This window comes from Collinsella aerofaciens, assembly GCF_040910325.1.
Taxonomy (GTDB): Bacteria; Actinomycetota; Coriobacteriia; order Coriobacteriales; family Coriobacteriaceae; genus Collinsella; species Collinsella aerofaciens_BL.
In genome coordinates, this window is the sequence record NZ_JBDGAV010000001.1 from 116,814 (window position 1) to 138,084 (window position 21,271).

A 21,271-nucleotide genomic window follows, 5' to 3' on the forward strand; every position below is an offset into this window, starting at 1 on the left:
GCGCCGACGACCCCGCCGACTGGTGCATCGCCGTGGGCGATATGGCCGACTACGTGGTCGAGACCGACCGCGGCCACTATGTGACGCGCGAGGAGGTCTACGACATTTTGCGCCAGGCCGAGGACAACGGCTTTGTGCACCAGATCACCAATATCGACGGCGAGAACAAGATTTTTGCCATCTGCAACTGCAACGTCAACGTGTGTTATGCCCTGCGCACCTCGCAGCTGTTCAACACGCCTAACCTGTCGCGCTCGGCCTATGTCGCCAAGGTCGAGAAGGACAAGTGCGTGGCCTGCGGTCGCTGCGTCGAGGTGTGCCCGGCCGGCGCCGCCAAGCTCGGCCAGAAGCTCTGCAGCAAAAAGGCCGGCGGACGGGTGCCCGAGTATCCGCGCCAGGAGCTGCCCGATGCCACCAAGTGGGACCACACCAAGTGGTCGCCCAACTACCGCAACGATAACCGTATCGAGACGCACGAGTCCGGCACCGCGCCCTGCAAGACGGCTTGCCCCGCGCACGTTGCCGTTCAGGGCTATCTGAAGCTTGCGGCACAGGGGCGCTATGACGAGGCGCTGGCGCTCATCAAGCGCGAGAACCCGCTGCCCGCTATCTGCGGCCGCGTGTGCAACCGCCGCTGCGAGGATGCCTGCACCCGCGGCCGTGTGGACGCCGCCGTGGCTATCGACGAGGTCAAGAAGTTTATCGCCCAGCGCGATCTTGATGCCGCGACCCGCTATGTCCCGCCCGTGGTGACGCCGACACGCGCTGGCGGCTTCGATCAGAAGATCGCCATCATTGGTGCCGGCCCGGCCGGTCTGTCCTGCGCCTTCTATCTGGCCGAGAAGGGCTACAAGCCCGTCGTGTTCGAGAAGAACGAGCGCCCGGGCGGCATGCTCACCTACGGTATTCCCAGCTTTAAGCTGGAGAAGGACGTTATCGAGGCAGAGGTCGAGATCATTCGCCTGATGGGCGCCGAGTTCCGCTATGGCGTGGAGGTCGGTCGCGATGTGACGCTCGACGAGCTGCGCGCGCAGGGCTTTAAGGCCTTTTATGTTGCCATCGGCTGCCAGGGCGGCCGCCTCGCCGGTATTCCGGGCGAGGATGCCGAGGACGTGACCGTGGCCGTCGACTTTTTGCGCGAGGTCAACAGTGGCAAGATCGACGCGCTGCCCGGCCGCACCATCGTGGTGGGCGGCGGCAACGTGGCCATCGACGTCGCGCGCAACGCCTGCCGTCTGGGTTCCGAGCACGTTGAGATGTTCTGCCTGGAGAGCGAGGCCCAGATGCCCGCCAGCGAGGAGGAGCGTCGCGAGGCCGTTGAGGACGGCGCTCACATCAGCTGCGGCTGGGGCCCCAAGGAGGTTCACCTGGACGAGGCCGGTCGTGTGTGCGGTATCACCTTCAAGCGCTGCACGCGTGTCTTTGACGACGAGGGCCGGTTTGCGCCCGAGTACGACGAGAACGATCTGCGCCGTGTCGATGCCGACCGTGTCGTCATGTCGATTGGCCAGTCCATTGTGTGGGGCGACCTGCTGGCTGGCTCCAAGGTGGAGCTCGGCCGCGGCCAGGGTGCCCTTGCCGATCCCCAGACTTACCAGACCGCCGAACCCGACATCTTTGTGGGCGGCGACGTCTACACCGGCCCCAGCTTTGCCATCGACGCTATCGCCGCCGGTCACGAGGCCGCGGTGTCCATCCATCGCTTTGTGCAGCCGGGCTCCACGCTCACCATCGGCCGCAACCAGCGCCGCTACACCGCGCTCGACCGCGACGATGTCGTGATCGAGAGCTACGACAACGCGAGCCGCGAGGTTGCGCATGTGGACCGCGAACGCGAGAAGGCTGCACCGTTTAGCGAGTATGTTGAGACCTTTACCGAGGAGCAGGTGCGCGCCGAGACCGCCCGCTGCCTGGGCTGCGGCGCCTCGATCGTCGACCCCAACAAGTGCATCGGCTGCGGCCTGTGCACCACCAAGTGCGCGTTTGACGCTATCCATCTGTATCGCGACCGCCCCGAGTGCTCCACGATGGTCAAATACGAGCAAAAGCTTCCGAGCCTTGGCAAGTATGCTTTAAAGCGTGCAATCAAAATCAAGTTCGGTCGTAAATAGGTAACCATGGCGGGTAAGGGGACGGCGCAGGCTAGATTTTGCCGTCCCCTTGCTTTGAGTTTGCATCGCATCAACCGTTGTTGAAAGGTTTCTACCTTGCATGAATTGGGAATCGTTTACCACATCATTCGCGATGTCGAGAACGTGGCGCGCGCCAATGGCGTGAGTCGCGTTTCGAGCGTCACGCTGCTGCTGGGCGAGGTCTCGGGCGTCGTTCCCGACTTGCTGCTCGACGCTTGGCGCTGGGCAGCAGATAAAAAGCCTATCGCGCAGGGCGCGGAGCTTGTTGTGGAGCCCGTCGAGGCTGTGACGCATTGCGAGGCATGTGGCCGCGACTACGCGACGGTCGAGCACGGCAAGACCTGTCCCCATTGCGGTAGCGGCGAGACATACCTGCTGCAGGGCCAAGAGGTCATGATCAAACAGATCGAGACCCCCGAAGAGGATCCGGCAGACGCTGCTCCTGACGGCCTCTCCGACGCCCCCGATGCCGTCGACGCCGCCAACCCACTCCACATCGCCTAGGATTCCCTATAAGTTGCGGTGAAATAGTTCCTAAATCCAGCCTTCTGGCTCTTAAACAAGAACTATTCCACCGCAACTATTTTGAGTGGTTTCATAGACCATAAGTCACGAAAATAGTCAAGCCATGTCTGTTTAAACAAAATAGCGGCAGTACAAGCGCATTCGCGCTTGCCTAAAATCGATATTAATGAACAGCCTGCTTGTATCTGTAAAATGCATGGCTTGATGAGCGACGCCTTGTCGTGTAATGAGTCAAAAAGCAGTAACGTAATCAACTTGTAACAAACCTAGACGTTTAAACAAATAATCCAACCTTTTGCGGATTTAGCTATAATTCCACAAACCAAACAGCTATACTCCTTTCATGTCGTGTAGGAAATACGTAGACAAAAAGGAGGTTATGTGATGGTAAGTATTGTTCTTGCTAGCCACGGGGACTTGGCAGCTGGAATCAAGCAGACGGGCTCGATGGTCTTTGGCGATCAACCGTCTGTTGCCGTGGTCTCGCTCGAGCCGAGCATGGGCCCCGACGATTTCCGTGCCAAGGTCGAGGAAGCAGTCGCTTCCTTCGAGGACCAGGAGCAGGTGCTCTTCCTCGTTGATCTGTGGGGCGGCACGCCGTTCAACCAGATCAGCGGGCTCATCGAGGGCCACGATTCCTGGGCTATCGTCACCGGTGTCAACCTGCCTATGCTCATCGAGGCATATTCGCAGCGCTTTGACGCAAAGAACACTGCACATGCGATCGCAAAACATCTCGTGACTGAGGCTAAGGCTGGCGTGCGCGTCAAGCCCGAGTCTCTGGAGCCCGAGGAGAAGAAGCCGGCTGCGGCCGCCGCTGCTCCTGCAGGCGCCATCCCTCCGGGAACGGTCATCGGCGACGGGCACATCAAGATTGCCCATGTCCGTATCGACACCCGTCTGCTGCATGGTCAGGTGGCCACCACGTGGACCAAGCAGATCAACCCCAACCGCATCATCGTGGTTTCCGACGGCGTCGCTCACGACGAGCTCCGCAAGACCATGATCGAGCAGGCTGCCCCTCCGGGAGTCCATGCCAACGTCGTGCCTATCAAGAAGATGGCCGAGGTCGTCAAGGACACGCGTTTTGGTGACACCAAGGCCATGCTGCTCTTCGAGAACCCGCAGGATCTGCTCAAGGCCATCGAGGCCGGCGTCGACATCAAGGAAGTCAACATCGGTTCCATGGCTCACTCCAAGGGCAAGGTCGTCGTCACCAACGCCGTTGCTATGGGCGATGACGACGTCAAGACTCTCGAGGCCCTCAAGGCCAAGGGCGTCAAGTTCGAGGTCCGCAAGGTTCCTTCGGATTCCTCCGAGGATCTCGACGCCATGTTGAAGAAAGCTAAGGCCGAACTGGCCGCTCAAGCATAGTAAAGGAGGGTCCGATACATGTCTGCAATCACTATTCTGCTTGTTGCGATTGTCGCGTTGCTTGCCGGTATGGAAGGCATTCTGGATGAGTTCCAGTTCCATCAGCCGCTCGTGGCATGCACGCTTATCGGTCTCGTAACCGGTCACCTTCAGGAGGGCATCCTCCTGGGCGGTTCGCTCCAGATGATGGCCCTTGGCTGGGCTAACGTCGGCGCCGCTGTCGCGCCTGACGCCGCTCTGGCCTCGGTCGCTTCTTCGATCATCATGGTGCTCGCCCTCAACGGTGGCGCCACCGATTCGGCCAAGGCCGTTACCACCGCTATCGCCGTCGCCGTCCCGCTGTCGGTCGCTGGTCTGTTCCTGACCATGATCTGCCGTACCATTGCTACCGCTATCGCTCACGCCATGGACGGTTGCGCCGAGAAGGGCGACTTCTCCGGCATCGAGCGCTGGCAGTATGCTGCCATCCTCATGCAGGGCCTTCGTATCGCCATCCCGGCAGTGCTTCTGTGCGTCATCCCGGCCGAGGCCGTTACCAACGCGCTTAACGCTATGCCCGACTGGCTGTCCGGCGGCATGGCTGTCGGCGGCGGCATGGTCGCTTCCGTCGGTTACGCCATGGTCATCAACATGATGGCCACCAAGGAGACCTGGCCGTTCTTCGTCCTCGGCTTCGTCCTTGCTGCCATCCCTCAGCTCACGCTGATCGCCCTTGGTCTCATTGGCATCTCCCTTGCCCTCATCTACCTTGGCCTTAAGGATCTGGCCAAGCAGGGTGGCGGCATGGGCGGTGGCTCCGGCGACCCGCTCGGCGACATTCTGAACGATTACGAGTAGGAGGGGAGTGATACATATGGCAGAGAACAAGATTCAGCTCACCAAGGCTGACCGCAAGAAGGTTTGCTTCCGTCATCAGTTCCTTCAGGGCTCGTGGAACTACGAGCGTATGCAGAACGGCGGCTGGTGCTTCGCAATGATCCCTGCGATCAAGAAGCTCTACACCAGCAAGGATGACCAGATTGCCGCTCTTAAGCGCCACCTGGAGTTCTATAACACCCACCCCTATGTTTCCGCCCCCGTCATTGGCGTTACCCTCGCCCTCGAGGAGGAGCGCGCCAACGGTGCTCCGATCGATGATGTCGCCATCCAGGGCGTCAAGGTCGGTATGATGGGCCCGCTCGCCGGCGTCGGTGACCCCGTCTTCTGGTTCACCCTTCGCCCGATTCTGGGCGCTCTGGGCGCTTCCCTGGCCATGTCCGGCAGCATCGTCGGTCCGCTGCTGTTCTTCTTCGCGTGGAACATCATCCGTTACGCTTTCCTGTGGTACACGCAGGAGTTTGGCTACAAGGTCGGCTCCTCCATCGCCAAGGACCTCTCCGGTGGTCTGATGGGCAAGGTCACCGAGGGCGCTTCCATCCTGGGTATGTTCATCATCGGCGCCCTGGTCGAGCGCTGGGTGTCCATTTCCTTCACCCCGATCGTCTCCACGGTCAAGCAGTCTGCTGGCGCCTTTATCGACTGGGCTAGCCTGCCCTCCGGTTCCGAGGGTATCAAGGAAGCGCTGACGATGTACAACTCCGTCGGTGCTACCGCCCTTGATCAGATGAAGGTCACCACGCTTCAGGCCAACCTCGATCAGCTCATCCCCGGCCTTGCCGCCGTGTGCCTGACCCTGCTGGTCTGCAAGCTCCTCAAGAAGAAGGTCAGCCCGATCGTCATCATCCTGGCTCTCTTCGCCGTCGGCATCATCGGTCGCTTCTGCGGCTTCATGTAAGCACGCTTCGGCTTAAGACCGAGAGTTGCTAGGTAAGGGCTTTTGAGCCATTGAAACGGACCGCACCCGGTGGGTACACTGGATGCGGTCCGATTGTTTTTATTGGAGGGCGAGGCGCGTATGGCGCAATCTCAGAACAGCACGGTCGATCTGGCAACGCCGGCAACCTGCCTGATGGGGCTTACCAGCCACGGTAACGTGATGGTGGGCAATAAGGCGTTCGAGTATTACAACGAGCGCAATCCCGAGGATTATATTCAAATCCCGTGGGACGAGGTCGACTATATTGCCGCCGAGGTTTTACGCGGCACCAAGAAGATCACGCGTTTTGCCATCTTCACCAAGGACAACGGTCACTTTACGTTTTCGACGCGCGACGACAAAGAGACGCTTCGTGCTGTCCGCAAGTACGTCGACGAGGATAAGCTTGTGCGTTCGCCCGACTTTATCGATGTGACGGCCAAGGGCGCCAAGAGCATCCCCTCCGTTATCAAAAACCTCTTCCACAAAGGTAACTAGTCATTAAAGAGCGCCCCCCAAAGTGGGACGCAGTTTCCCATGGGGCTCGATTGGGAAAGTGCATCCCAGTTCGAGCGCCGATTCCGGGATGTAGTTTCCGGAACGGGGTCGTTTGGGAAACCGTGTCCCGTTTCGAGCCGAAATTCTGGGACACAGTTTCCAGCGAGGTCCCATTGGGAAAGTTTGACCCAGAATTTGCCTGGATAGTGGGACACACTTTCCGGAGGGCTGTTCCACCGCAACTTCGAAGAGTGGCTATACGCTGTATTACAACGGCGTAAATCTGCTACACTAGTACAACATGCCTCCGTAGCTCAGGGGATAGAGCACCGCTCTCCTAAAGCGGGTGTCGACGGTTCGAATCCGCCCGGGGGCACCAGAAGATTATGACGGCGTCGCGAGAGCGGCGCCGTTTCTGGTTTGTGGGGACCGCCGGCGGATTCGGACCGTCGACACCCGCGTCACCAATTTCCCGCGGGGGGAGTTTTCGAATCCGCCCGGGGGCACCAGAGGAATATCGAGCCCGGTACCGTTACGGTGCCGGGCTCTTTTGGTTTAAGGCATGCCGTAGTATTCGCTGCTTCAGATAAAGAAAGCGCCCGCTTGCTGGGGGAGCAAGCGGGCGCCTGTGAGCGAATATGTTTGCGGCGAAAGCCGCGATGAGCGGTGGGGTGGCGACTAGTTGGTCGTACCGGAATCGTCGCCCGTGCCCGAGCCCGAGCCCGAGCCCGAACCAGAAAGTGCGACCGTCAGCGTAATCGTGCTGTCGGTGGACTGCTTGCCAGTGGGGGAGACGCCCGTAACGGTGGCATCCTCGTTACCGCTTACGGGATTGCCGTTCTGGTCACAGAAGCCAATGTTATAGAAACCGGCGTTGTTGAGCGCGGTAACGGCGGCGGAGATGCTCTTGCCGTACAGGTTGCCCGGGATGGTGGCCTTGCCGGACTTCTTGGCAATGACGACGGTAATCGTGGCGCCGGGCTTCTGCTTGCCGCTGGGGTTCCAGCTGATCACGGTGCCCTCGGTAACCGAGTCGTTCTCCTGGTAGCTCACGTCGACGCCAAAGCCTGCCATATCGAGGGCGTTGCGCGCCTGGGCCTCGGTCATGTCGGTCAGGTCGGGGACGGACGTGGTATCCGGGCCGCTCGAGACCTTGTACGAGATGGTCGTGCCCTTCGCGACTTCCTTACCGGCTTCGGTGCCCTGCACAAAGACCTGGCCCTCATCGGCCTCGTTGGCCTGCTCGGAGGCGTTGCCCTTCAGGCCAACGCTTGCCAACGCGGCCTCGGCCTGGTCCTTGGTCAGGCCGACAAGCAGGGGAACCTCAACCTTCTCGGAGGGCTTGGGGCCCTTGGAGATTACCAGGTTCACCTTGGTGCCCTTGGTCTTCTTGGTGTTGCCGTTGGGCGTCTGCTCGGCGACCTTGCCCTCGTCGACATCGTCGTTGTAGCTTTGGTCGATGGTGCCGACCTCGAGGCCGGCTTCCTTGATCAGCTCGACGGCAGTCTGCTGGTCCTTGCCCAGCACATCGGGAACGGTGACCTGCTCGCCGCCAAAGAGTCCTGTGGCAAAGGCCACCACGATGCCGATGACGGCAACGGCTGCCACCACGGCGGCGATGATCTTGTTCTTGTTGGATTTGGGCTTTTCGACCTCGTAGGAGCCGGTGGAGCCCGAAACCGAGCTACGGGCGGTATTTTGGCCGCTCACGCCCGAGACGGGACGCACCATGGCGCGCGTCTGATCGGAAAGCTCGCGAGTCTTGGTGGCGCCCAACTCACCGGGGGCACCGATGATGCGCGTGGGCTCCGAGACGTTGACGGCACGGCCCGACAGGTAGCTGTTGAGCACCTGACGCAGCTCGTCGGCGGTCTGGAAGCGGTTTGCGGGGTCCTTCTCCATGCACTTGAGGATGATGCGCTCAAGGTCGGCGTCGACACCGGAGTTGATCTGGCTCGGCGGAATAGGCAGCTCGTTGACCTGCTTGAGTGCGACCGAGATAGCGTCGTCACCGTCAAAGGGGACGCGGCCGGTGGCGCACTCGTACATCACGACGCCCAGCGAGTAGATATCCGAGGTGGGGCCGAGGTCCTGACCGCGGGTCTGCTCGGGGCTGACGTAGTGGGCGGTTCCCAGCACGTTGTTGTCTTGCGTGAGGTGGCTGTTCTTGGCGCGCGCGATGCCAAAGTCCATCACCTTGATGTTGCCGTCGGGCAGCACCATGATGTTCTGCGGCTTAATGTCGCGGTGGATGATCTCGTGCTTGTGGGCGACCGAAAGCGCAGAGCTGATCTGCGAGCCGATCTGGGCGACCTTCTTGGGGTCGAGGGCGCCGTGGCTCTTGATGCCGCTCTTAAGGTCGGTGCCGCGCAGGTACTCCATGACGATGTAATAGGTGTCGCCGTCCTTGCCCCAATCGTAGACGCCCACGATATAGGGGGAGGAGAGACCGGCTGCTGCCTGGGCCTCCTGCTTAAAGCGTGCGGCGAAGGTTGCGTCGCCAGCATACTGCGGCAGCATGATCTTGACGGCTACCGTGCGGTCGAGAACCTGGTCCTGTGCACGGTAGACGGTCGCCATGCCGCCTGTTCCTACCTTATCCTTGAGGAGGTATCTTCCCCCGAGGACCCTCTGTTCCATTCCTGCTCCTAACATAACTATTCGCTCAACGATGTGTGTAGTACCTATGATGTGGCCGCTGGGGCCGTGTGGCGCGTTGCCGCTAACCCTTAGGCCGCGGCGCGCCTCGGGTGTCCGATTCGATCATGGGCATCACGCTCCCTGTGCGGCAAGCGCCGCGGTCAGGACGATACCGGCGATCTTGGCGGCCTCGACGTCATGCTTGTCGAAATCCTCCAAGGCCACCGAGATGGCGACCGTGGGTGAATCGTAAGGTGCAAAGCCAACGAACATCGAGTTGACGTTGGTGCCGCCGATCTCGGCCGAGCCGGTCTTGCCGGCGACCTTGACGCCGGGGATTTGGGCATCGGTGCCGGTGCCGGACTGGACGACGGCAAGCATGGCCTGCTTGACCTGGTCGGCCGTGGCGGAGCTGACGGCCTGACCAAGCGAGCGGGACTGCGTGGTCTTGACCACGGTTCCGTCCGGGGCGAGTACCTGGGCTACAAAGTACGGGTCCATGACCACGCCGCTGTTAGCGATGGCGGCGGCAATCACGGCGTTTTGCATGACGGTGGTCTGCGGGCCGGGCGTGTGGTCCATGCCGACAGGCTGGCCGGCGCCGGCCCAGGCGGTCTCCCACTCGGTCATGAGCGACGGGTCGGCCATGATGGAGGCCGCGGAGGTCAGGTCCTGGCCGAGCTTTTGGCCGTAGCCAAAGGCGTTGGCAAACTGCACGAGCGTGTTTGCGCCAACTTCGTTTGCCACCTGGCCAAAGACGACGTTGGAGGACACGGCAAAGGCCTGCTGCAGGCTGATGGTGCCGTAGCTCTCGTTGGCAGAGTTGGTGACCGGTGCGTTGCCGATATCCATGGAGCCGGGCGCCTGGTAGGTGCTGGTCAGGCTGGCGGTACCGGTCTCGAGTGCCGCGGAAAGCGTAACGACCTTAAACGTGGAGCCCGGCGTGTACAGCGCGTCCATGGCGCGATTGTACATGGAGCCGTCCTCGCCGCCGCCCGTCTGCAGCAGGGCATCGATGTTGGTGTTGTCGTAGGTGGGCGAGCTGGCACATGCGAGCACCGCGCCGGTACGCGGGTCGATGACCACTACAGCGCCCTTAAAGCCCTTGAGTGCCTGCTCGGCCGCCGTCTGGATACGCGAGTCGATGGTGAGCTTGGCGGTGTTGCCCGGCTGGGTCTGGCCCGCGAGCGACGCGATGGCGTTGTTCCAGCTGGAGTAGTCCTTAGAACCGGTGAGCGTGTCGTTCATGACGCTCTCGATGGCGGTGGTGCCATACTGCTGGCTCACGTAGCCAACCACGTGAGCTGCCAGGTTGCCGTTGGGGTAGGAGCGTACGTAGGTGCCGTCCTCCTGCTGCAGCGACTCGGCCAGCGTCACGCCGTCGGACGTGATGATGGAGCCGCGCTGGATGTACTTGGAGCGGGCGATGGTGTGGTTGTTGGTCGGCATGTCCTGATAGTCCTTGGCCTTAATGACCTGGACATAGGTGAGGTTGCCGATAAGGATGGCGAACAGCGCCGTAAAGGCGAGCACCGCGCGGGTTAGACGGTTGGCAAGAGCAACGCGGCCGAGCACACCGGATTCAGGCGTGTCGAGCAGGCGACGGCGCATGCGCGAGCCGACGGAATGGCTGCCGCTGCCGTAGGAAGACGAGGTGGCAAAGCGCGTGCCCGTCGGGGCGGCGGCAGATGCGACCTGATCATCGGTGATGGCGGCCATGGTGCCGGTGCCGGTAAGCTCGGCCTCGCGTCCGGTCGCCTCGTCACCGGCGCGCAGCAGGAGCGCGACGATGATAAAGCTCGCCAGCAGAGAGGAGCCGCCCTGGCTCATAAAGGGCAGGGTGACGCCGGTCAGCGGGATCAGGCGGGTTACGCCGCCAACGATCAAGAAGGCCTGGAAGCTGATGGCGGCCGTAAGGCCTGTGGCACTAAAGGCGGCGAGGTCGGATTTAGCGCGGGCAGCCGTGGTGAGGCCACGCACGGCAAAGAGCATAAACAGGATGAGCACGGCGCCGCCGCCCAAAAGGCCCATCTCCTCGCCGATAGCCGAGAAGATAAAGTCGGACTCGACGACAGGGATGTTGTTGGCCATGCCGTTGCCGATGCCAACACCGACCAGACCGCCATCGGCAAGCGAGAAGAGCGACTGGACGATCTGGTAGCCCTGGCCCTGGGCGTCCTTAAACGGATCGAGCCAAACCTGGAAACGCACCTGAACGTGAGACAGGAACTTGTAGGCGCCCACGGCTCCAACGGCTAAGAGCGCAAGGCCGATAACGACATACGAAAAGCGCCCCGTGGCAACGTAGAGCATCAGCAAGAAGATGGTGTAGAACAGCACGGCCGAACCCAGGTCGCGTTCGAAGACGACGACGAGCAGGCACACACCCCACACGGCAAACAGCGGCAGCAGCAGTCGCAGGCGAGGGATCTTAAAGCCCAGAATCTTGCGGTTGGAGATGGAGAGCAGCTCGCGGTTCTCGGCCAGGTAGCCGGCCAGGAACAGGACGATAAAGACCTTGGCGAACTCGCCGGGCTGGATGGTAAAGCCCGCGATGCGAATCCACAGCTTGGAGCCCGAGATCGTGGTGCCGATAAAGATAGGCAGCATCAGCAGAATGATGCCGATGATGCCAAAGGTGTACTTGTAGCGCATGACCACGTCGAGGTTTTTGACTAGTGCAAGCGTTCCCACCATGAGCGCCACCGAGACAAACAGGATGATGAGCTGTGAGATGGCGAGAGCGGGGGCGAGACGCGTCACGAACGTGATGCCGATGCCCGAAAGTATAAATACGATGGGCAGGATGGCGGGGTCGGCACCGGGCGCCAAGATGCGCACGGCAATGTGGGCCGCGGCAAAGGCGGCAAAGAGGCCGATCGGTACGGCGAGCGTCTCAAAGGAGATGGCAGCGCCCGCGGTGAGGACGTACATCGCATACAGCAGGATGACGGGGAACGCCGAGGCGATGAGCAAGAGCAGCTCGGTGTTGCGGCGACTCATAAGCGGCACTCCCTTTCTAATTCTTATCGGAGGCTTCGGCCTCGGCGGACTGTTCGGCGGTTTTCTCGGAATCTGATTCGGAGGCCGATCCCTGATTGGTGTTGTCGCGAATCGTTTGCGCGTCGATCACCTGGCGGGTCTGCTCCTCGTCGATCTGGTGGCGGTACTTGGATATCGTGTCCTGCGCATCGTCGACACTTGTTTGCGGAATGCCCGCCTTGAGGCGGTTTTGCGTGTCTTCGGGCAGGTCGGACAGCTTGATGCTGGTTTCGCTTTCGAGCCAGTGGAGCTTGAGTCCGAGTGGCTTCCCGGGCAGGCCGCGCCAGACGGCGACATTGCCCTGGTAGGTACCCAGGTAGTATGAGCCGGTGACACCCGTGTAGGCCCAGATGCCAGCTGCCAGCACAAAGACGAGGGCCAGGATGGCGGCGATAGTAACGTTGCGGCGACGCACGCGTTGCGCCTCGCGCATGACGCCATCGTCAACCAGGTCAACGACTACTACGGTCACGTTGTCGTGGCCGCCGGCGGCAAGCGCCGCGTCCACTAGGTTGTCGACGCAGATTTGCGCGGTTGAGGACTGCGTGGCGATGTTCTCGATATCGCTATCGGGAATCATGCTCGAGAGGCCGTCGGAGCACAGGATCAGGCGGTCGCCTTCCTCGATATGCAGAGTGAAGTGGTCGGCATACATGGCGGGGTCCGAGCCCAGTGCGCGGGTGATGACCGAACGGTTGGGGTGGACGCGAGCCTCGTCTGCCGTGATCTCGCCAGCGTCCACGAGCTCCTCCACGTAGGAGTGGTCGCGGGTCACGCGGATGAGCGTGCCCTCGTGGAGCAGGTAGGCGCGAGAGTCGCCCACGTGGGCGATGGCGAGCGTGTCGTTTTCGATATAGGCGCAGGTGGCTGTGCAGCCCATGCCGGGCTTGCCCAGGCCGTTCAGGGCCGCCTCGATTACGGCGGCGTTGGCTGCCTCGACGGCTGCGGCCAGGCGCGCTGCGTCGGCGGACTGCGGGGCCGTCTTGGCAATAGTCTCGACGGCGATGGAAGAGGCTACCTCGCCGGCGGCGTGACCGCCCATGCCGTCGCATACGCAAAAGAGCGGCGACTGCACCAGGTAGGAATCCTCATTGTGCGGGCGCACGCAGCCAACGTCGGAGCGGGCGCCCCACATGAGTTGCGTGGTGGTACCGGCATCATAGGTCGAGTCGGTCTCGATGCGCTCCTCGGTCAGGGGCTCAAAGCTCATGGTCGAGCCGGGGTCTTTGAGCTTGGCCTCAACGGCGGCAACGTCGATTTCGGCGGTGTCACCGGGAGAGACGGTGTCGGTCACGGCGTTTGATTCGGAATCGCCGGTGTCCGGGGAGCCGGGCTCCTCGGAAACGCGGGCGGTCGACTCGTCGTCTTGCGGGCTGACGTCTATAGGCTCGGGCGTCGCAAAGTGCGACGGCGCGGGCGTGTTTTGCGAATGGGTGGCGGGCTCGGCCGCGGTATCGGACTCGCTTGCGGGCGCAGGCTGCGGGGTCCTGGGTGCAGGGCCGTCCTCGGGGGATGGCCCTGCCTCGGGCGCCGGCGTAGACGCGGGCGCAACCTCGGATGCCGGGGCTATGGGAAACGCCGGCGCGGCGGGCTCGGGTGCCGCAAACACCGCAGCGCTCTCGTTGATTGCCGCGGCGACGGGCTCTGCAAAGTGGGCCGGCGCCGGGGTTGCTTCGGGCGCTGTGGGCTGTTCCGCAACATGTGCGCCGATGGGCGCCGCTGCGGCATCCTCTTCGTCCTCGTTATCGGCGAGATCCGAAATATCATGCGTTACATGCGAAAGAGGCAGGGAGAACACGGTGTCCTCGGGCTCCACGGGTTTGGAGCCCGCCGGAGCGGCGTGGGCCGGCACAGCTGTGGCGGCAGCCGGTGCCTCGGTCATAGTTGCGGACTTGTTCTCCTCGTCGATCATCGACGGTTCACCTTCATGACCACGTCGCCAATCTGGACTTCGTCGCCCTCACGCAGCGTCGCGGGCTCCACGAGCTGGCGGCCGTTGACGAGCGTGCCGTTAAGCGAGTTGAGGTCCTCGATGATGAGCGCCGGGCCCTGCAGCGAAAAGCGCGCATGCGAGGCCGAGACGAACGGTTCGTTGATGCAGATGTCCGAAGATGGCGAGCGACCGACGATGACGGGGCCGAGCATGTCTACGTGGATGCCGCGGATACCGCGCGGACCCTTGTCCACATCAATCGTCCAGATAGCCGAGTCGCGGCGCTGCCCGCGCACAAGTCCCACGCCGGTCTTCATGACGGCGAACAGGAAGATATAGAGCAGGGCGACCAGGACGATGCGGCCTGCAAAAAGGACGATATCGATGTTCATAAGCGACTATCTCCTAAATTCAAAGGTGCTCAGGCCAAACGTCAGCAGATCGCCGTTGCGCAGCGGGCAGCGCGTAATGCGGCGGTTGTTGACGAGCGTGCCGTTGGTGGAATTGAGGTCCTCGATCGACCAATCCGAGCCCGTAAAGGTGAGCTGGGCGTGGCGGCGCGACACGTTGGGGTCGCGCAGGGCAATGTCGGAAACTGAGCGCTCGCGACCGATGGTCACCTGTGCGGAGGTGATGCTATGGCTCTCGCCGCTCACGACGTCGACGAGCTGGGCGAGCGGGCGCTGCGGGGCGCGAGTGCTCGCCATGTTGGAGGCGATGCCGGCTGCGGCGCCTAGGCCCACGGCGGCACCGGTCGCGGCGGCTCCGCCCATGCCGGCAAGCGCGTCGCGCGAGACGGTCTGCGGCACCGGGATGGGTGCTGCGGCGGGGTCGGGGACGCTAGGCGCGAAGGGGTCTGCCACGGCAAGCGGGTCGGGAGCGGCGGCGCGAGGCGTCGGCTGCTGCTGGGGCATGGCGGCGGGGCGCTGCTGCTGCGGGGCAGCAAACTGCTGCTGGCCGGCGCGCGGGGCGCTGGCGGCACGGCTTGCCGCGGAGTTGTTCTGGCCCAGGCCGTTTTGATAGGCGCGCTCTTCTTCGTACAGGCGGCCGAGCGTGGGGGCATCGACGTTCTCGGCAAAGACCGAGAACTTGCCGGCGCGCAGCTGCGGATCGATCATAAAGCGCACGAGGGGCTCGCCGACAAAGACATAGCGGCGCTTTTCGGCCTGCGCCTTCACAAACTCGCGGACCTCGCGCGAAAGCTCGGGGTAGAACGGGGCGAGCATGGGATCGTCGTCGGCGGCGATAAGGATGGTATAGAGTGCCGGCGCCGTGTTGACGCCGTTGATCACCAGAGTCTGATCCTCCATGTCGCGAGCGGCCTGCTTGGCAAGCTTCTTAAAGGAGAACGGGGCACGGGTGGCACCGAAGATGCCGGCCACGTGGTCCTCGAAGATGTTCAGGAAGTTCACGAAAGATCACTCTCCGTATAGGTTCTTTGGTATCCGAGCAAATATAGGCATATCCCAACGATTATAGAGGATAGGGTTCCCGCAACCGCCGCCTTGGCGACGACCGCGGCTGCAAGGCTGGCAATTTCCATATGGTGTGCAAGACAGGACGCCGCTGCGCAGCCGATGCCGGTGACAGCGATGGCGGCGATTGCGGCAAGGTTTGAGCCCTGATTGGCACGCTTGGCATGGGCATTGAGCAGCGCAGATGACGCCGCGGCAGTTGCCGCGACCAGCACAAAGGCAGCCCAAAGGAGCGGGTCTCCCAGCGCTGCGGCAACGTTACCGAGCCCCAGTACGCCTCCGGCTGAAAGCGCGACCGTGGCCAGACGGGCAAAAAGCGCGCCCATGCCCGTTGCCGCGGCGGCGCTTGCCGGGCCGAGCCAAAATGACGCGACGCCGGCGGCGACCCCAGCTGCCAGGAAGGTATTGCCGGTCAGACAGCCAAGCGCGAGTGCACAGGTGAGCGTGGCGCTCGCGGCAGTCTCGGTGCGACCCCAGGCGATCCACCAACCGGACATGGCGGCGGCAAAGATCACCGCGACGGGCAGCATCGACAGGATGCCCTGTGCCTGCATGGTGGCGTTGGCCATGAGCACCAAAAAGCCCACAGCCGAGATGGCCGAGCCAATCTGGGGGGCCAGGCCAGCCGCCACTCCGATCGCGATGGCCGCAATGACCAGGCCGGGAAGCGCCGCGACCCCGGCCGTTTGCATCAGCAAAAAGCTAAAGGTGCCGCACGTTAGCGCCGAGATAGTGCGCATGGTGTAGTCGCGCGCATGGCTCCAGCGCGTGCCCGCCCAGCCGAGTGCGGGGTCGACCTCGATGGCGTCGTCCTCGTAGTGCGACGGCTCGATATCGTCGAGCTCCTGCTCGTCATCCGAAAGTTCGCCAACCATTTGCTCCAGGCTGCGACGGCCTTCGCGCACGCTGCCCAGACCGGCAAGGAGCTGGTCGCAAAATGTCTCGACGCTGCTGGGGCGGTCCTGCGGCATGGGGGAGAGCGCGCTCATGAGCGCGGCCTCGGCTCCCGGGGGAAAGTGTGGTATCAGCTCGCTGGGATAGGTGGCGCCGCCGATGATGCGGTCGAGCGAGTCGGCGGGCGTGGCCGCCATAAAGGGAGCGCTGCCGCACAGGCCCTCATAGATTACACAGGCGAGGGCAAAGACATCGGCGCGCTCATCGACCGTGCCGGTCTCGATATCGAGCTGCTCGGGCGGCATGTAGCCGATGGTGCCGCCGCGCGAGCCGCCAAAGCCACCGGCGGACGACAGCCGCGCCATGCCAAAGTCGGTGAGCTTTACATTGCCCGAGTGGTCGATGAGCACGTTGGCGGGCTTAATGTCCAGGTGGAGTACGCCATTACTATGGGCGAAGGTGAGCGCCTGGCCCAGGGCATCGGCAATGGCCGCGGTCTCGTCAAAGGTGAGCGAATGGCCGTCCACGCGATGCAAAAACTCGGCTAGCGACATGCCGTCGACATATTCCATGACCAGGTAGGCATAGGCGGTGTCGTGCGTAAAGTCGATAACCTGCACGATATTGGGATGTTGAAGCATGGCTGCGGTGTGCGCCTCGCGCAGGACATCCATGATGTCGCTGGCGGGCATGCCGGCACCGTTGATAAGGGGGATGCGCTTGATGGCGACGCGGCGGCGCAGGTGCGTGTCGCGGCAGATCTCGATGGAGCCAAAACCGCCGGTCGCAAGTGTCTCGAGCGGCTGGTACCGCTTGAGCAGCTCGCGAGAGCTGGTGCCCTCCAAAGGAACGTCCGGCGAGAACCGGGCGGTATGTTGCGAGAAAAGCGGCATGGCCAACCCTCGTGCGTTTAAAGTTCGTTTGCGAGCGGCGGGCGCGGGGCCGAGCCGTTCGCGGTGGCATAGATGCTGCTAGTGTAGCACGCTCGGGTGCATGGGGAGGATAGCGGGATGCGAGGCTGCCTGCCTGGCTTGGCCTTAGCGCTTCTTCTTGTTCTTCTTCTGCTTGCGCCGCTTGCCCTTGGTCTCCTGGGGCTTGTCGCCCTGCTTGGCCTCGGCGGCGGCCTTCTCGGCCTTCATTTTCTTCTTCTTGGTCTCGATGCGGAGTTTTTTGTTGATGCGGGCCTTGAGGAAGGGACCGAACTGCTCGGCATCGCCACGGACGAAGGTGTCCTTGGGGATCGTCACGCCCTGGTCGGCGAACATGGCCACAAAGATGCGCTCGCCGTCGAGTACGTGGTCGAGCTTGTCAAACGGGAAGAACTGCGACTTGCCGCTCTTGCCCCAAACCATCAGGCCGTCCTCGTTGGCGGCGACGCGGCGATAGCGGCCACCCATGGACTCGTCGGCCTCGACGGCGTCGATAAAGTCGCGGGCGAGCGTGTGGTGCAGGTTCTTGCTCCACCAGGCCAAAAAGGCGCCGAACACGATCAACACGACGCCGAACTTGATCCAGCTGCCGCCGGCCACCAGCATGCCGATGCCGATGAGCGCGGCAACTGCCGCGGCGACATACAGCGAGCCGCGACGCCTGGGCGAGGCGACCAGGCGGGCGAAGTCGGTGACCAGGTCGTTTTCGTACTGGTACTCGTTGAGGTACAGGATGCCGTCATCGGCTGCGGCCTGCTCCTCGAGCGCGACCTCGACCTGGTCGGCTGCTTCGGAGGGAACGAGGTTGCTCTCTGCGTCTGCCATGCTCTTTGGACTCCTATCGCGGCGGGCTCGCCGTACGGGTTATTATGGAATGCAGTATGCCGTGCGACCGCATGGCCGCCGCGGCAACAAGACTCAGTATACCCGGGGGAGCACCCATGGAATCGTTGTACCGAAAGTATCGCCCGCTCACCTTCGACTCCGTGGTGGGCCAGCAGCATATCGTCTCGACGCTCGAGCACGCCATCACCGAGGGGCGCCTGTCCCACGCCTACCTGTTCTGCGGACCGCGCGGCACGGGCAAGACCACCATGGCGCGCATTCTGGCCAAGGCGCTGCTGTGCCGCAATGCCGAGGCGGCGCGCGCCGAGGGTGCAAGCGGCTGCATGCCCGACGGTACTTGCGAGGAGTGCGAGCTCATTGCCGAGGGTAACCACCCCGATGTCTACGAGCTCGATGCCGCAAGCCGTACCGGCGTGGACAACGTGCGCGAGGAGATCATCAACTCCGTCAACTTTGCCCCAGTGCGCGGCAAGTACAAGATTTATATCATCGACGAGGTCCACATGCTCACGACGGCGGCGTTCAACGCGCTGCTCAAGACGCTTGAGGAGCCGCCGGCACACGTGATCTTTGTGCTGTGCACCACCGACCCGCAAAAGATTCTGGAGACCATTCTCTCACGCTGCCAGCGCTTCGATTTCCACCGCATCGGCAACGAGGATATCGAGCATCGCCTGTCTTACGTGTGCGAGCAGGAGGGCTTCGATTACGACGACGAGGCACTCGCCATTGTGGCGCGCCATGCCAAGGGCGGTATGCGCGACGCGTTGTCCACGCTGGAGCAGCTGAGCGTCTTTGGCAACGGTTCTGTGCATGCGGACGACGCCCGCTCGCTTTTGGGCGAGGTTTCGGACCAGATTCTGGGCGAGTTTTCCCGCGCCATTGCCGATCGCGATGTTGCCGAGCTCTATGGACTGATCCGTGCGCAGGTCGAGGAAGGAAACGACCTGCTGGAGCTGACGCGCGACCTGGTGGCGCATGTGCGTGACGTGTACGTTGCCTGCGTTGCCGGTGCCCGTGCCGAGCTGTTTGAGGGCGGCTCCGAGCAGGCCGAGGCGCTTGCTGCCGAGGCCGCTGCCTTTGGCGAGCATCCTGCCGACCGCCTGGCCCGTGTGCTGACAGTGCTCGACGATGCCGCGCTGGAGATGAGGGGCGCGAGCGACGTGCGCCTGGTGCTCGAGATTGCCTGCACGCGTCTGGCACGTCCCGAGGCTGATTTAACGATTGAGGCATTGGCCGAGCGCGTGGCACGTCTGGAGGCCATGGTTGCCAACGGCGCCGTGCCGGCGAGCGTGGCCGCTGCTCAGGCCGCCGCGCCTGCAGCATCCGTACCCGCTGCTGCCCAACAGCCGACGCTCATTTCGGGCGCCCGTGCTGCCGCTCCGGCGGCATCCGCTGCCCCCGCTGCTACGTCCGCGCATCAGGGTGGCATGCCTTGGGACCGCGGCGCTGCTGTTCCGGCTGCCCAGCCTGCTCCCCGTTCTGCGTCCGTGTCAGCTTCCAAGTCTGCAGCGCCTGCACCTCAGCCTGCGCCGACGTCGACGCCTCAGCCCGTTGCTGCCCCCGCGCCTGCCACCGCTCCGGCACCTAAGCCCCAGTCCAACAATGCCGCCCAGGTTGCCGCCGCCGGTGCTGCCGAGACGCCCGCGGTCGAGGATGCCGGAGAGCTGCAGCGCAAATGGGCCGAGGTCGTCGAGCGTGTCAAGGCGCGTCAGGCTTCCTACGCAGGGCTTTTGCTCAACGCCCGCGCCACGGCCGACGACGGCTCCAAGCTCACCGTCTCGTTCCCCGCGGGCTCGACCTTTGCCATCAAGATGCTCGGTCGCGCCGATACGCAATCGGTGGTCCTGCCGACGGTCTGCGCAGTCTTCGGTCGTCGTACCGTCGACTATGTCTTGGATGGGGGTGGCACGCCGGCTCCTCAACATGAGGAGCATTCTCCATCTGCACGGGCTGCGGCATCTGCGGACCCGCAACCCGTGTCCTCGGCGGCCCCTGCATCCTCGAGCGCCAGCGCGCCGCAGCGGCAAGCGACACCGGTAGCGGCGTCGACCCCGTCGGCGCCTAAGCCCGCGGCGCCCAAACCGGCTGCTCCGACACCCGTGTCCAAGCCCGCCTCGCCCGCGCCCAAGTCGTCTGACCTAGGCAAAGCCCCCTGGCTACGCTCCGACAACCCCGCCGGCGCTCCTGCCACGGGTAAGCTCCCGACCGAGCCCGCACCCCGTGCGCCCGAGCGCTCGGCTGCCCCCAAGGCTCAGTCTGTCGCGCAGTCCGCGCCGTGGGAATCCGAGCAGGTGCCCTACGACGACGCCATGGTCGGCGGCTTTGCCGGCGATGCGAGCGGGGACGATCTTCCTCCGTTCGACGTGCCGGGTGCGGCGTCCGCGCCCAAGTCCGCTGCAGCTGCCCCCAAAGAGGGGGACGCCCCCGCTGCCCCTTGGGAGTCCAACCCCGGCGCCGGCAGCCCCTTCGGCCATCAGGGCGCAGCCCCGAGCATCCCGCAGACCGAGGACGAGGCCAAAGCCCTCATCCGCAACGTCTTCGGCCAGGCCACCATCTTCAAACCGGTGGAGTAGCTGCGCAGGCGGGTATACTGCTCAAGAAGAGGACCCCTTGTCCGGGCGCATCTGTATTTCGGACATGTGTAGTGTGGTGCCGCGTATGTCGCATTTGAGCAGACAGGTGCGTGACGGTCGGCCTAGGATGCTGAGGTCGATACGATACGTCGCATGGCTGTCCGTGTACTCGACTTGCTCGGCGTTAATGGTTGCTCCGATTGCCAAATAAACGCCTAGCTCGGCATCGACAATCTTGAAGTCCTTTATCTTGACCTTGAACTCTTGATAGAGGGACGGGCTGTTGTAGTAGACGGTTCGGGTTCCGTCGGTGCACTCATCGGTCGTCTCCCATTTGACGACGGGCTGGTCCGAGCTGGCTATCAGCAGTTCTGCTCCAAAGGCTATAGCATGGGTGATGACAACCAGCAATGCCCAGCCGACAAAGAGATAGAGAACCACATATGCAACGGGGTGTTTTGAGCGGATGTTTTGGAGCGCGTTGGGGGCATTCATGGGGCACCTCCAAATTACTATCTATGGCAATCAAATTATACCCTGCCGCCATGTGTGCCGCCTCGAGCAGCGGTTCGGCATTTAGCTATTTAGTGGCGCACATGAAATGCCGGATTC

Annotated in this window: 15 protein-coding genes and 1 tRNA gene; 8 read left to right on the forward strand and 8 right to left on the reverse strand. The window is 62.9% G+C overall.

Translation table 11 applies throughout. The features are described 5' to 3' along the window. The 7 genes from AB5Z25_RS00485 to AB5Z25_RS00515 all read left to right on the forward strand — a co-directional run. A partial coding sequence (locus tag AB5Z25_RS00485; RefSeq protein ID WP_368134514.1) for an FAD-dependent oxidoreductase occupies positions 1 to 2,111 on the forward strand: 2,111 nt, incomplete at its 5' end. 96 nt (positions 2,112 to 2,207) lie between these two features. Beyond that, the gene (locus AB5Z25_RS00490; protein WP_368134515.1) at positions 2,208 to 2,636 is read left to right on the forward strand and encodes a hydrogenase maturation nickel metallochaperone HypA/HybF; all 429 of its coding nucleotides are present in this window, start codon (positions 2,208 to 2,210) and stop codon (positions 2,634 to 2,636) included. Positions 2,637 to 3,041: 405 nt separating this feature from the next. Then, a complete protein-coding gene (locus AB5Z25_RS00495) occupies positions 3,042 to 4,031 on the forward strand; it encodes a PTS sugar transporter subunit IIB (RefSeq protein ID WP_148332486.1) in 990 nt (329 codons plus the stop codon). Positions 4,032 to 4,049: 18 nt separating this feature from the next. Continuing rightward, entirely contained in the window at positions 4,050 to 4,868 is an 819-nt protein-coding gene (locus tag AB5Z25_RS00500) for a PTS mannose/fructose/sorbose transporter subunit IIC (protein WP_006235195.1), read from the forward strand. A gap of 16 nt (positions 4,869 to 4,884) precedes the next feature. Continuing rightward, positions 4,885 to 5,805 (forward strand): PTS system mannose/fructose/sorbose family transporter subunit IID, encoded by a 921-nt coding sequence (locus AB5Z25_RS00505; protein WP_055310058.1) that lies wholly within the window; start codon positions 4,885 to 4,887, stop codon positions 5,803 to 5,805. A gap of 120 nt (positions 5,806 to 5,925) precedes the next feature. Further along, positions 5,926 to 6,324 (forward strand): DUF956 family protein, encoded by a 399-nt coding sequence (locus tag AB5Z25_RS00510; RefSeq protein WP_006235193.1) that lies wholly within the window; start codon positions 5,926 to 5,928, stop codon positions 6,322 to 6,324. Between the two features lie 303 nt (positions 6,325 to 6,627). Continuing rightward, positions 6,628 to 6,703: transfer RNA gene (locus AB5Z25_RS00515), tRNA-Arg, on the forward strand. 299 nt (positions 6,704 to 7,002) lie between these two features. On the opposite strand, the gene pknB is transcribed toward AB5Z25_RS00515, so the two are convergent. From pknB to AB5Z25_RS00550, 7 genes are all read right to left on the reverse strand, one after another. Continuing rightward, a complete protein-coding gene (gene pknB / locus AB5Z25_RS00520; protein ID WP_368134516.1) occupies positions 7,003 to 8,964 on the reverse strand; it encodes a Stk1 family PASTA domain-containing Ser/Thr kinase in 1,962 nt (653 codons plus the stop codon). Positions 8,965 to 9,096: 132 nt separating this feature from the next. After that, on the reverse strand, positions 9,097 to 11,967 hold the full coding sequence (locus tag AB5Z25_RS00525; RefSeq protein ID WP_368134517.1) for an FtsW/RodA/SpoVE family cell cycle protein: 2,871 nt from the start codon (positions 11,965 to 11,967) through the stop codon (positions 9,097 to 9,099). Between the two features lie 16 nt (positions 11,968 to 11,983). Then, positions 11,984 to 13,918, reverse strand: coding sequence for a Stp1/IreP family PP2C-type Ser/Thr phosphatase (locus AB5Z25_RS00530; protein ID WP_368134518.1), 1,935 nt, complete (start codon positions 13,916 to 13,918; stop codon positions 11,984 to 11,986). Beyond that, positions 13,915 to 14,331, reverse strand: coding sequence for an FHA domain-containing protein (locus AB5Z25_RS00535; protein WP_006235180.1), 417 nt, complete (start codon positions 14,329 to 14,331; stop codon positions 13,915 to 13,917). Before AB5Z25_RS00535 ends, AB5Z25_RS00530 begins: the two co-directional genes overlap by 4 nt. A gap of 6 nt (positions 14,332 to 14,337) precedes the next feature. Beyond that, a complete protein-coding gene (locus AB5Z25_RS00540) occupies positions 14,338 to 15,351 on the reverse strand; it encodes an FhaA domain-containing protein (protein ID WP_368134519.1) in 1,014 nt (337 codons plus the stop codon). Next, entirely contained in the window at positions 15,348 to 17,201 is a 1,854-nt protein-coding gene (locus AB5Z25_RS00545; RefSeq protein ID WP_368134520.1) for a serine/threonine-protein kinase, read from the reverse strand. Before AB5Z25_RS00545 ends, AB5Z25_RS00540 begins: the two co-directional genes overlap by 4 nt. A gap of 144 nt (positions 17,202 to 17,345) precedes the next feature. Beyond that, on the reverse strand, positions 17,346 to 18,062 hold the full coding sequence (locus AB5Z25_RS00550; protein ID WP_022094225.1) for a hypothetical protein: 717 nt from the start codon (positions 18,060 to 18,062) through the stop codon (positions 17,346 to 17,348). A 116-nt stretch (positions 18,063 to 18,178) separates the two neighbouring features. Between AB5Z25_RS00550 and dnaX the strand changes: the two genes are divergently transcribed. Then, the gene (dnaX, locus tag AB5Z25_RS00555; RefSeq protein ID WP_368134521.1) at positions 18,179 to 20,659 is read left to right on the forward strand and encodes a DNA polymerase III subunit gamma/tau; all 2,481 of its coding nucleotides are present in this window, start codon (positions 18,179 to 18,181) and stop codon (positions 20,657 to 20,659) included. A 21-nt stretch (positions 20,660 to 20,680) separates the two neighbouring features. Here the strand turns inward: dnaX and AB5Z25_RS00560 are convergent, their stop codons facing one another. Next, positions 20,681 to 21,154 (reverse strand): hypothetical protein, encoded by a 474-nt coding sequence (locus AB5Z25_RS00560; protein WP_006235175.1) that lies wholly within the window; start codon positions 21,152 to 21,154, stop codon positions 20,681 to 20,683. Positions 21,155 to 21,271: the final 117 nt, after the last annotated feature.